At 59.0% G+C, this 11,552-nt stretch carries 11 protein-coding genes; 6 read left to right on the top strand and 5 right to left on the bottom strand.

Going from position 1 to position 11,552, the window contains the following annotated elements:
- Nucleotides 1-68 precede the first annotated feature (68 nt).
- Both VF629_RS24175 and VF629_RS24170 read left to right on the top strand, forming a co-directional pair.
- Nucleotides 69-1,001 (top strand): DMT family transporter, encoded by a 933-nt coding sequence (locus tag VF629_RS24175; protein ID WP_331061084.1) that lies wholly within the window; start codon nt 69-71, stop codon nt 999-1,001.
- A 50-nt stretch (nt 1,002-1,051) separates the two neighbouring features.
- Nucleotides 1,052-1,483: a hypothetical protein gene (locus VF629_RS24170; protein WP_331061083.1), complete on the top strand. Its 432-nt coding sequence runs from the start codon at nt 1,052-1,054 to the stop codon at nt 1,481-1,483.
- Between the two features lie 29 nt (nt 1,484-1,512).
- Here the strand turns inward: VF629_RS24170 and VF629_RS24165 are convergent, their stop codons facing one another.
- The 5 genes from VF629_RS24165 to VF629_RS24145 all read right to left on the bottom strand — a co-directional run bounded on the left by VF629_RS24165 (nt 1,513) and on the right by VF629_RS24145 (nt 6,941).
- Entirely contained in the window at nt 1,513-2,223 is a 711-nt protein-coding gene (locus VF629_RS24165; protein WP_331061082.1) for a hypothetical protein, read from the bottom strand.
- Nucleotides 2,224-2,339: 116 nt separating this feature from the next.
- A complete protein-coding gene (gene tnpA / locus VF629_RS24160; protein ID WP_331061081.1) occupies nt 2,340-2,768 on the bottom strand; it encodes an IS200/IS605 family transposase in 429 nt (142 codons plus the stop codon).
- Between the two features lie 231 nt (nt 2,769-2,999).
- Nucleotides 3,000-4,034 (bottom strand): virulence protein RhuM/Fic/DOC family protein, encoded by a 1,035-nt coding sequence (locus tag VF629_RS24155; protein ID WP_331061080.1) that lies wholly within the window; start codon nt 4,032-4,034, stop codon nt 3,000-3,002.
- Between the two features lie 105 nt (nt 4,035-4,139).
- Nucleotides 4,140-5,534 (bottom strand): dihydrolipoyl dehydrogenase, encoded by a 1,395-nt coding sequence (lpdA, locus tag VF629_RS24150; RefSeq protein ID WP_331061079.1) that lies wholly within the window; start codon nt 5,532-5,534, stop codon nt 4,140-4,142.
- Nucleotides 5,535-5,861: 327 nt separating this feature from the next.
- The gene (locus tag VF629_RS24145) at nt 5,862-6,941 is read right to left on the bottom strand and encodes a putative zinc-binding peptidase (RefSeq protein WP_331061078.1); all 1,080 of its coding nucleotides are present in this window, start codon (nt 6,939-6,941) and stop codon (nt 5,862-5,864) included.
- Between the two features lie 486 nt (nt 6,942-7,427).
- Between VF629_RS24145 and VF629_RS24140 the strand changes: the two genes are divergently transcribed.
- The 4 genes from VF629_RS24140 to VF629_RS24125 all read left to right on the top strand — a co-directional run.
- Complete coding sequence (locus tag VF629_RS24140) at nt 7,428-8,897, top strand: circularly permuted type 2 ATP-grasp protein (protein ID WP_331061077.1); 1,470 nt, start codon at nt 7,428-7,430, stop codon at nt 8,895-8,897.
- 106 nt (nt 8,898-9,003) lie between these two features.
- Nucleotides 9,004-9,942 (top strand): alpha-E domain-containing protein, encoded by a 939-nt coding sequence (locus VF629_RS24135; protein WP_331061076.1) that lies wholly within the window; start codon nt 9,004-9,006, stop codon nt 9,940-9,942.
- A 9-nt stretch (nt 9,943-9,951) separates the two neighbouring features.
- Nucleotides 9,952-10,950, top strand: coding sequence for a transglutaminase family protein (locus tag VF629_RS24130; RefSeq protein WP_331061075.1), 999 nt, complete (start codon nt 9,952-9,954; stop codon nt 10,948-10,950).
- 312 nt (nt 10,951-11,262) lie between these two features.
- Nucleotides 11,263-11,552, top strand: a 290-nt coding sequence (locus VF629_RS24125) for a hypothetical protein (RefSeq protein ID WP_331061074.1), incomplete at its 3' end; no start/stop codon positions are given.

Below are 11,552 nucleotides of genomic sequence, written 5' to 3'. Positions count from 1 at the left end.
GGTTGCGAACGGCGCGGGGACGCGAGCTACAAAGTTCGCGCTACCGCAGGCTATATCTTCTCCACTCTATGCGCAATTCCTTCCGCGTGCACGCGGCCCTGCTCTTTGTCGCGCTCATTTATGCGGCCAACTACAGCTTGTCGAAAGACGTGATGCCGCGCTACATGGGGCCGTTTGGCGTTGTCACGTTGCGCATTTTGGGCGCGGTGTTGTTCTTTTCCATCATCAAATATTTTGTAGCCCCGCAGGACAGAATCCTTGGCAGGGCCGATAACCTGCGGTCCATTCTGTGCGGCATTTGCGGCATTGGGGTCAATCAGTTGCTGTTTTTTTCGGGCCTGAACCTCACCTCGCCCATCAGCGCCTCGCTGCTGCAGACCATTGCGCCCATTGTGGTGGTCATTGCCTCGGCCATGTTGCTGAGTGAAAGAATCACCGTGCCCCGGGTGCTGGGCATTGCCGTGGGAGTGGCTGGCGCGGGTTCGCTCGTTCTCAGCCGCAACGTGCAAGCCGCAGTGTACCCACAGGCCACGCTGGGCAATGTTTTCATTCTGGCCAATGCCACCGTGTTTGGCCTCTACCTGGTGCTGGTGCAGCCGCTGATGCGCAAGTACCACGCCTTCACGGTGCTGTCGCGCATTTTTCTGGTTGGGGCAGTCATCGCCGTGCCCTTCGGCTGGCGCGAGGTTTTCACGGCCAATTATGCCAGCTTCCCGCTCTACATCTGGCTCGAAATCGGCTACATGGTGGTGTTCCTCACCATCTTGGCCTACCTGCTGAACAACTGGGCCCTGAAGTACGCCTCCCCTGCCCTGCTGGGCGTCTACATCTACCTGCAGCCGGTGCTGGCCGTGCTCATTGCCGTGGGCTTGGGCAAAGACCACCTCACCTGGGGCAAGGCCGGGCAGGCAGTGCTCATCTTCCTGGGGGTGTGGCTGGTGAGCCAAAAGCCCAAGCCCGTCCCCGCGCCGGAAGTGCCGCTAATGCCCGTTCAGGACTAGTTTTGGACTCAATTATTTTCGCATTCATTATTCTGATTCAGAAATCGCCTATGACTTTTTCTACTCCCGCTCTGCGCGGTTTTATCGGCATGGTGGGCTTGGCCACTGCCCTGGTCTCCTGCGAAGACAAAAAGCCGCCCCCCGCGGCCCTGCCCGGCCGCTGGAACCTCACGAGCCAACACGTTACCAACACCGACGCCACCACCGGCCAAGTCGTGGCGGATTACCACCGCACCGGCACTTCCGGCGACTACGTGGCCATCTCGGCCAGCACCTTCGAGGAGTACAGCGGCGGCCAGCTTTCCTTCACCGCGCCTTACGTAAAGAACGGCAACACCATAATCATGACGGGCATCACGCCCCGAACCGATTATTCCCGCGAGATTAAAGAGTTGACCAGCAAAAAATTGGTGCTAAGCCACAAGCTGCCCGCAATTGTCAACAACCAATCGGTTGCCATCGAATCGACCTACTCGCAATAAGTCAGCCTACTTGGTAAGTCAGTAGGAAATCAGGCAACCTGCATCCCGTAGAGAAACGGTTGGTCAGGGTGCATTTGTGGGTTAATCAGCAGCGACAAACGGCTGGTTTTGCCTGCATGCACCACCGTTAAGTAGAATCGAACCAACTTGACTTCCTTCTTGCCTAGCTCAATGGTGACCGGTGCGTAACCCTCCACCCGGTAATCGGTAATGGACGCCACGGACTGCTCAATTTTCGCCAACTGTTCGGGCAGTTTTGCCTGCGCCTCTGCCCCCAGCACCTCTGGGTTGAAAGCCTTTAGCACCTTGTCATGGTCTTCCGTTTGCAGGTCAATCATGAATGCATTCAGGTCGAGTCCAGCCTGTGCGGCCGTTGCCAGTTCAGTCTTTCGAAAAGTGTACGCATGCGCTCCGCCAGAATCATTCAGACTCACTTTCAAGTAGTCATAGGCCTGTTGTTCGGCCGGCGAAAACTTTTCGTATACCATATGGGCGCAGTTTGAAGCGGGTATTTGCAAGTCGCTGTAGCGCTTGCCAATTCCGGACGCATTGAGGGAAATTTCCAAATACTTGCCATGCGCAACAGCGGTTTCGGTGGTCGCGTTGGCTCCTTTGGTGAATCCTACGCTGCCGCCATAGAATTGAGCCACTGCTTCCAAGCTTTGCTTTTCCGTCGGCGAAGTACAGCTCGCCAGCCAGCTATTCACCAACAACACGCCCCATTTATACCTCTGCTTCATGCTCTTGAACGAATTACAACTAAACGACTATGGATTGTAAGTCCATAGGTTTGCCTTCCGACTGAAAGTCGGTGGTTTCGGCTAAAGCCGACTGAAAGACAACCACTACAAGTGGGCTATGCCAGAATGAAATTCTCGTCCCCATTGGGTTGGTCTTTGTGATGGTTCAAGTACGCTTCCAGTAACTCGTCCGTGATGTTGCCCACACTCCAAGCGCCGTACCCAATGCCCCAAAAATGACCGCCCCAATACCGACGTTTCAACTCGGGAAATTCTTGTAGCAGTAGCTTGGCACTGCGCCCTTTCAGTCGTCGCATTAGCTCACGTAGCGCGAACGAGGGCGGATACGAGACGTGCAAATGAATGTGGTCTTTGCTCACTACGCCTTTCAAAATTCGCACGTCCAGCCCATTACACGTCTGGCGCAACAAGTTCCGGCAGCGCAACTGCACGTCGCCGGTCAGCACCTGGTAGCGGTACTTCGTGCTCCACACCACATGCACTTCCAGCTTGTGAACCGAATGGCTGCCTGTTCGCTGCCTCATGCCGCAAAGCTACCAAACGCCTTAAGGTGAGTAGCAACTAAAGTCTTGCCCTGAAGGGCATAGCTTTAACTAGCGTGCTTGAAAAGTGAAGGCAGGCGCGGCAGGTACTCTGTCGGGACTTTTATCTCTACTGCGAAGTAAAGATATACTCCCAGCTCTACAGGTGAATCACCTCGCCGTACGCGGCGGCGGCCGCTTCCATCACGGCTTCCGACATGGTTGAGCACCGCATTAGTTGTCCTGATTAATCAGGTTCACCACCAGCGTCACCATTGTGTCTTTATCCTCGGGTTTACTTTCCGCGATGAGCAGCGTGAGGGCCACGAGGGCGTTATCGGCCAGCCGGCGTGAGCCATCGGGATGGTACAGGCATTTATTACGGTCGAGAAACCACACGAACAGAAACGCTGCAATGCGCTTGTTTCCATCCGAAAACGAGTGGTTTTTCACCACGAAGTACAGCAGGTTGGCTGCCTTCTCCTCTACGCTCGGATACAAGTCCTCACCGCCAAAGCTCTGGTAAATAGTCCGCACCGAGCTTTGAAACGAAGCATCTTTCTCCCGCCCGAAAAGCGCGCTGCCGCCAAACTGGGTCCGCAGGCTTTCCACCGCTTCCAAGCCGGCTTCATAGGTCAGCTCAAAAGGCTCTTCCGTAGCCGTGCCACGCACCCGCAGGCGCTGGTGGTCGTACTGGTCGAGCACGTCGAGGGCACGAGCATAGTCGCCCAGTACCCGCAGCAAAGCCTCCGATTGGTCGGAAGTCAATTCCTGATTCGCCGCCACTTCGCCCTGCAACTGCACCAGCCGCTTGAGGTCAGTCAGTTGACGGGCACTTTCGCGCAGGCGCTTCTCATTGAGGGCATAGCCCTGCACGAGGTATTGGCGTAGGATATTCGTGGCCCATTGACGGAATTGTGTTCCTTTTATGGAATTAACACGGTAACCGACAGAGATAATGGCATCCAAGTTATAGTAGCTGGTAGGACGACCACTGAGGGTTTTATGCATTTTTTGCATAAAATCTCCATCTTTCTCATCATCAACAGATAATGAAGCAATGTGCATTTTTTGCACACTCGATTCCTCCATCAATTCACCTGTAGTGAAGACATTTTTTAAATGGCGGCTAATAACCCCTTGGTCACGGCCGAACAACTCTGCCATTTGCGCCTGCGTCATCCACACGGTTTCTTGGTCAAACTTTACTTCCAGTTGCGTTTGCCCATCAGGAGCTTGGTAGAGCAGAATATTGTTGGCAGGATTCATTTAAAAATGCTTGTTGCAGAAAGCAAGGTAGCTGATTCATACTACTGGAAACAAGAAGGCCCGACTGAATCAGCCGGGCCTTCTTGTTTACTGAGAAACTGCTTTCTACAAGTGAATCACCTCGCCATACGCCGCGGCGGCCGCCTCCATCACGGCTTCCGACATGGTGGGGTGCGGGTGCACCGACTTGATGATTTCGTGGCCGGTGGTTTCCAACTTGCGGGCGACCACCACTTCGGCAATCATCTCGGTTACGTTCGAGCCAATCATGTGGGCGCCGAGCCACTCGCCGTACTTTTTGTCGAAGATGACTTTTACGAAGCCGTCTTTCACGCCGCCGGCGCTGGCTTTGCCCGAGGCCGAGAAGGGGAACTTGCCCACCAGAATGTCGTAGCCTTTTTCCTTGGCTTCGGCTTCGGTGTAGCCCACGCTGGCAATTTCGGGCGAGGCGTAGGTGCAGCCGGGAATGTTCTGGTAGTTGAGCGGCTCGGGGTGATGGCCGGCGATTTTCTCGACGCAAATGATGCCTTCGGCCGAAGCGACGTGGGCCAGCGCGGGGCCGGGCACGATGTCGCCGATGGCATAAATGCCCGGCACGTTGGTCTGGTAGTAGTCGTCTACAATCACGCGGCCGCGCTCCACTTTAATGCCCAGCTCTTCGATGCCGAGGTTTTCGAGGTTGGTGGTCACGCCCACGGCGCTCAGCACCACGTCGCACTCAATCACCTGCTCTCCTTTGGCGGTTTTGATGGTCACTTTGCAGCCTTCGCCGGCGGTGTCCACCTTGGTTACTTCGGCGCTGGTGAGCACGTTCACGCCAATTTTGCGGAACGACTTCTCCATCTGGCGCGACACTTCTTCGTCCTCCACGGGCACGATGCGGGGCAGGAACTCCACCACCGTCACTTCCGAACCCATGGTGCGGTAGAAGTAAGCAAACTCGACGCCGATGGCGCCCGAGCCCACCACCACGAGGCGCTTGGGCAGCTGCTCCATGGCCATGGCCTTGCGGTAGCCGATGATTTTTTTGTTGTCGACGGGCATGGTGGGCAGCTCGCGCGAGCGAGCGCCGGTGGCCAGAATGATGGATTTGGCTTCAACGGTTTCCTTGCTGCCGTCGGCCTTGGTCACCTCCACTTTGCCGGGGGCCAGCACTTTGCCGGTGCCCATCACGGTTTCGATTTTGTTCTTTTTGAACAGGAAGTTGATGCCCTTGCTCATGCCGTCGGCCACGCCGCGGCTGCGCGAAATCACGGCGCCGAAGTCGTAGCCCACGCCTTCGGCCTTCAGGCCGTAGTCGGCGGCGTGGTTGAGGTATTCAAACACCTGCGCCGATTTCAGCAGCGCTTTGGTGGGGATGCAGCCCCAGTTGAGGCAGATGCCGCCCAGCGACTCGCGCTCGATGACGCCCACTTTCAACCCCAACTGCGACGCCCGAATGGCGGCCACGTACCCGCCGGGGCCACTGCCAACCACGACCAAATCAAATTGCAATGCCATAAACAAATGTTAGTACTGTGAAAATCAGACGGCCGGCAACCAGCACAGGTCTCAACCGGGCCTGCCCGCTCTCAGAGAACCCGCCGCGCCAAGCCGGAAAGGGCAGTTGGCGCAGGGTCCGGCCCTGAGTAACCACAGGCAGCTTCCTTGCGGGCAAAGGTACTGTGTAGGCCATTTACCGCAACGGCTCGCAGGTGGCAAAGCGGCCCGGCGTTCCAGCCCGTGCAAGCCCGATACGACTGCACCCGGCTGTGGCCCCGACAACCGCGCACGCGGCGCCTCAAAACGACTGCCTTTCAGCTAGCCAGCCGTTTCACCGCAGGCCGGTTACCCTTGCCGGTGGCCGGCCTGCCGGCACACTTTGTGGATGAAACCCAGCTTTTCGATGACGGCGGGCGGCACCACAAACGGGTACACGTCGGGCAGGCCCATGCTGCGGTTGAGGCTGTTCAGGGCCAGGGAAAGCGGCAGCCACTGCTTCATCAGCTCCTCGATGCTTTCCATCTGGTAGGGGTCCTCGGTGATTTGGGCCGTGAGGTGGTCCTCGACTTCGCTCACCTGCGGCCGCACGCGCAAGCCGAAGGCGGAAGCCGTTTGCAGCGTGTCGACGATGTGCAGGTAGTGGGCCCAGGTTTCGGCCCAGTCCTCCCAGGAGTGGGTGGTGGCGTAGGCGCTGATGTAGTGCTGGTTCCAGTCGGCGGGCGGGCCTTGGTCGTAATGCACTTTCAGGGCCTCGGCGTAGTCGGCGCGCTCGTCGCCAAACAGGTGGCGGTACTCGGCCAGGTGGGGCGTGTTGTCAATGAGCCGGTCCCAGTAGTAGTGCCCGACTTCGTGCCGGAAATGGCCCAGCACGGTGCGGTACACTTCGTCCATGTTTTTGCGGGCCATTTCGCGCTCCACGTCATCGGCTTCTTTGATGTTGATGGTAATCAGGCCATTGTCGTGACCGGTCAGCACTTTTTCGCCCTGGGGCTTTTGTTCGTCGGCCAGAAAGTCGAAGGCCAGGCCGGTTTCGGCATTTTCAGTTTTGCTGACGATGGGCAGGCCCAGCTGCAATAAGCTGAACACCAGGCGGTGCTTGGCCACTTCCAGCTTTTGCCAGCGGGCAATGTGCTCGGGCTCGCTCAGCTTGGGAATGGTGCGGTTGAGGACGCAGGCCTGGCACAGAGGCTCTGGGCTGCCGGCCGGCACCAGCCAGTTGCAGGCGTTTTCGGCGTGGTTGGCGCAGTAGGCATAGGTGGCACCGTTGGGCTGGTTGTAAGCGGCATAGGTTTGAGCCTCGCGCTGCTCCAGAGCCACAACTTGCTGCTGCGCTGCCTCAAAACCCAGGGGGAAATCGCACCGTTCGCAGTGGTCGTTTTCAAAGTAAACAACCTGCTTGCAGTGCGTGCAATTGAAGAGCTTCATAAGGAAATGCGGCTAAGGCAACTGGGTGACGAGGCGGGCGCCGGGCATGCCATCGGTCAAAGCCAACGGCGTGACCAGGGCTTGGGTTGAATCAGATACTCATTGACGCGTAGCTAGAGGCATGCATTTTCGCAGCTACTCTTCCACAAATAGTCATATTTAAATCAACTCTTACCTTGCATACGAAGGCTAATACCAACAACAAAGCTGGGCATGAGGCTACTACGCAAACCTGAGTTCGCCGCCGGATAAATAGCGCTTTATTCTTGTCATATCAGTAGTTAACGCGGTTTGTGCGGCAAATACTCAAATTTCATTTCGGCAAGTAACTAGAAAGCGTGCCTGCTCAGCGGGCACCATGCTATACGCCAGCGCATTTGCATACCGCTTTATAAAGTCCAACTTTTGAGCACCTCTGCCGTAGAAAGTTCCTCTGCTTCTGGCACTGCTACTCCTTCCTCTCTGCGGGCCTGGCCCGCTCCTGCTATGAAAGAAAACGCCCTACTGACCACCTACCAAGAGCAGCCCAACATCTGGGACGAGATGTTCCATAACGATGGCATTCGGCCGGAGTACCGCAATTTCGTATCGGCCATCAAGCACCTGCCCGACGAGGAGCTGACGCGCAAGGACGAGCTGGCCAAAAAGCTGTTTATGAGCCAGGGCGTCACCTTCACGGTGTACAACAGCGGCGAGGGCATCGAGAAGATTTTCCCCTTCGACATCATTCCGCGCATCATTCAGCACGAGGAATGGCTGCACATCGAGGCCGGCATCAAGCAGCGGCTCAAGGCGCTCAACATCTTCCTCAAGGACATCTACCACCAGCAGTTCATCATCAAGGACGGCATTATTCCGGCCACGCTGATTTACTCCTGCCCGCAGTTTTTGCGCGAGATGATGAACGTGTCGGTGCCCCACGACATCTACACCCACATCGCGGGCGTGGACCTGATTCGGAATTCCGACGGCCAGTTTTACGTGCTGGAAGACAACCTGCGCACGCCGTCGGGGGTGTCGTACATGCTCGAAAACCGCAGCATCACCTCCCGCCTCTACCCCGACCTGCTGCCCAAAAACAACGTGCAGCCGGTGAAAAACTACCCGGACCTGCTGTTTCGCAACCTCATGGACCTCGGCAACCGCCACGTGAGCGACCCCACGGTGGTGCTGCTCTCGCCGGGCATCTACAATTCGGCCTATTACGAGCACGCCACGCTGGCCCGCCTCATGGGCATCGAGCTGGTGGAAGGCGGCGACCTGGTGGTGCACAACCACCACGTGTTCATGAAAACCACCCGCGGCCTGAAGCAGGTGGACGTGATTTACCGGCGCGTGGACGACGAGTTCCTGGACCCGCTGGTGTTCCGGCCCGACAGCGCGCTGGGCGTGCCGGGCATTTACGCGGCCTACCGCAAGGGCAACGTGGCCATCGTGAACGCCATGGGCAACGGCGTGGCCGACGACAAGGCCGTGTACGCCTACGTGCCCCAAATGATAAAATACTACCTCAACGAGGAGCCCATTCTGAACACCGTGCCCACCTACCAGATGAGCGACCCGGACCTGCGCAAAATGGTGTTCGAGCGCATGGACCAGATGGTGATAAAGCGCACCAACGAGTCGGGCGGCTACGGCATGCTCATCGGCAGCAGCGCCACCGGCGAGCAGATGCAGGCCTTCCGCGAGGCCATCACGGCCGACCCGCGCAGCTTCATTGCGCAGCCCATCATCAGCCTCTCGTCCACGCCCTGCTACCTCAACGGAGTGCTCCAGCCCCGCCGCATCGACCTGCGGCCCTACGCGCTGTACGGCCCCAGCGGCATCGACATCGTGCCCGGCGGCCTCACGCGCGTGGCCCTGCAGGCGGGCTCGCTGGTGGTGAATTCTTCGCAAGGCGGCGGCAGCAAAGACACTTGGGTGCTGGGGCCCGGCGGCGATGTGGTGAGGCAGTGAATGGGGAGTTTGACGTACCGTCGGCGCAGCTTGAGCAAATGGCACGTCAAATTCCCCCTTCACCATTTCAGCGCTTCACCATCTCATCATTTCACCAACTCACCACATGCTTAGTCGCGTTGCAGATACCATTTATTGGATGGCCCGCTACATGGAACGAACCCAGGCCATGCTGCAGGTCATCCGCATTCACTACCAGGTGTCGCAGGACAACCCAGGCGATTTCAGCTGGCGCTCGCTGCTGTACAGCTACGGCGGCAAGCTCACCTTGGAGGAGATTGCCGCCCTGGAGCAGGACACGCCCCGGGTGCTGGAGCGCATGATTCTGAACAAAACCAACCCCACCTCGGCGTATTGCAACGTGCTGCAGGCCCGCGAAAACGCCCGCGCCGTGCAGGACCACGTCACCCAGGAAGTGTGGCAGGGCCTGAACCGCTTTTACCACGCCATTCGGGAGGGCGAAATTCCGCAGCAAATCCTCTACGGCGACCCCATTTCGGGCATTGACGCGCTGATGGGCCACGGCCTGATGTTCATCGGGGCGGTGCAAAACACCATGCCGCGCGACGAAAGCTACGGCTACCTCAACCTGGGCAAAATGCTGGAGCGGGCCCTCCAAACCACCGACATCCTGCGCCTGCAATGGGTCAGCGTGGCCGCCCAAATGCAGAAGCAGGACGAGATTCCGCAGTTGCGCTACCTGCTGCATTCGCTGTCTGGCCAGGAACTGTACCTGCGCACCTACCGCGGCAACTTCAACCCCGACAGCGTGCTGCGCTTCGTGCTGCACAACTCTTACTTCACGCACTCCCTCGACTCGTGCCTGAACCGCCTGAACTGGAACTTTGAGCGGCTGAAAGGCGACAGCAAGCCCGAAAGCCACGAAAACCTGGAGTTCCTGATTGGCCAGCTGGCCAACCACGTGAAGTACAGCACCGTGTCGGCCGGCGACCCGGCGCAGCTCAACGATTTTCTGCTGCGCACCCGCAAAGAGCTGCTCGACATTGCCGTGGCCCTGGGGAAAAATTATTTCGGAAGAAGCTAACCGCCCGCCATGTCCGCTTATACCATCAAGCACGTCACGCGCTACACCTACGCCGCCGAGGTGATTGACGGCGCCAACCAAATCATGCTCTACCCCCTGGCCGATGACCGGCTGGAGGTGGAGCGGCACGAGGTCTGCGTGTCGCACGATTCCGGCGTGCGGCCGGACACCGTCATCGACACCTACACCGACGCGTTCGGCAATACGGTGGGCACGTTTACGGTGCTGCCGCCGCACACGGTGCTCGTCATCGAGTCGAACGCGGCCGTCACGCCCCGGCCCATCTTGTTTCCCATGGACGAGCAGCCGGCCGAGGAGCAGTGGCGCGACCTGCGCAGCCGCCAGCAAGACGCGGCCTTCATCGACTTCCTGGTGCAGGAAGATTTCCCTTCCCTGCCCGACCTGAAAACGACGCTGAACCAACTGGTTGACTACGCCGAAAAACCGCTGAAAAACGCGCTGGTGCTGTCCGAATACGTCTTCGACCACTTCGACTACCGCCAGGGCGTGACCAACGTGGAAACCCCGGCCGAAGAAATCTGGCGGCTCAAAGCCGGGGTTTGCCAGGACTTTGCGCACATGCTGCTGGCCATGCTGCGCTTGGTGGGCGTTCCGGCCCGCTACGTGAGCGGCTACGTGTGCCCCAAGGACGAAGGCGTGCGCGGCACCGGCGCCACCCACGCCTGGGTGGAGGCCTACATCCCCTTCTACGGCTGGCTGGGTGTGGACCCCACCAACAACTGCATCGTGAACGACGGGCACGTGCGGCTGGCCATTGGCCGCAATTTTCAGGACTGCACGCCCGTGAAGGGCACCTACAAAGGCATTGGCACGCACCGGCTCACGGTTTCGGTCAACATCGAAAGCAACCAGGCCGACCACGCGGAGCAACCCACCCTGGCGCCGGCCCCGGCCTACGAAGTGCCCGACCCCGAACAGCCCGTGAACTCCTACCAGCGGTACATGGAACTGCTGCTCCGCCAGCAACAGGAGCAGCAACAGCAGTAGCCCAAGGCCGTGCGCCGGCAGCGAACACCAGCGCATGTGGGCAACCCCGGGCCGTTCACTCAGGCCCTGGCTCGGGCGCGCCAAGCAGTGGCCGGCAGCAATTCTTTATGCCTTCTTGGCCGGCATGGCCTTGCTCCCGTGGCGGCGTTCATGCCGCCACGGGAGCAAGGCCATGCCCCTAATGCCTACCGGAGTCGTTTGGCTTGTTTGTTGAGCTTGGGCACCGCCCGCAGGAGTAGCCAATACCACGCCGCCTCCGTATAAGCCCCCGGTCGCGGCGCCAAGGGGCCCGGCTCCTACCATTCCGCTGTCATGAAACTACTTTTCCGCTCGTCTTTCGCCGCCCTCGGGCTGCTCGCTTTCTTAACCAACTGCGCCACCACGGTCACTGAAAAAGAAAAACCGTCGGTGGTCAGCCAGACCCTTAACGCGCCGCTGCCCACCAACGAACGCCGGCCCGACTCCACCGGCGCGGCCACCACCGCCCCCGACGCGCAGCTGTCGAACACGCCGCCGGCGGCTTCTGCCCCACTCGAAGGAGCGCCCGCTCCGGCCCCCGACGCCGCGTCGGCCGCGGCCCTGGCCGCCGACCGGCCCGACCC

It is taken from the genome of Hymenobacter sp. (assembly GCF_036388155.1).
Lineage (GTDB): Bacteria > Bacteroidota > Bacteroidia > Cytophagales > Hymenobacteraceae > Hymenobacter.
Note: the sequence above shows the minus strand (reverse complement) of the source record. Positions and strands in the feature narration are given on the sequence as shown.

Coding starts and splice junctions, on each gene's coding strand:
- VF629_RS24175 (WP_331061084.1), top strand. CDS start 69: ATGCGCAATTCCTTCCGCGTGCACGCGGCCCTGCTCTTTGTCGCGCTC.
- VF629_RS24170 (WP_331061083.1), top strand. CDS start 1,052: ATGACTTTTTCTACTCCCGCTCTGCGCGGTTTTATCGGCATGGTGGGC.
- VF629_RS24165 (WP_331061082.1), bottom strand. CDS start 2,223: ATGAAGCAGAGGTATAAATGGGGCGTGTTGTTGGTGAATAGCTGGCTG.
- tnpA (WP_331061081.1), bottom strand. CDS start 2,768: ATGAGGCAGCGAACAGGCAGCCATTCGGTTCACAAGCTGGAAGTGCAT.
- VF629_RS24155 (WP_331061080.1), bottom strand. CDS start 4,034: ATGAATCCTGCCAACAATATTCTGCTCTACCAAGCTCCTGATGGGCAA.
- lpdA (WP_331061079.1), bottom strand. CDS start 5,534: ATGGCATTGCAATTTGATTTGGTCGTGGTTGGCAGTGGCCCCGGCGGG.
- VF629_RS24145 (WP_331061078.1), bottom strand. CDS start 6,941: ATGAAGCTCTTCAATTGCACGCACTGCAAGCAGGTTGTTTACTTTGAA.
- VF629_RS24140 (WP_331061077.1), top strand. CDS start 7,428: ATGAAAGAAAACGCCCTACTGACCACCTACCAAGAGCAGCCCAACATC.
- VF629_RS24135 (WP_331061076.1), top strand. CDS start 9,004: ATGCTTAGTCGCGTTGCAGATACCATTTATTGGATGGCCCGCTACATG.
- VF629_RS24130 (WP_331061075.1), top strand. CDS start 9,952: ATGTCCGCTTATACCATCAAGCACGTCACGCGCTACACCTACGCCGCC.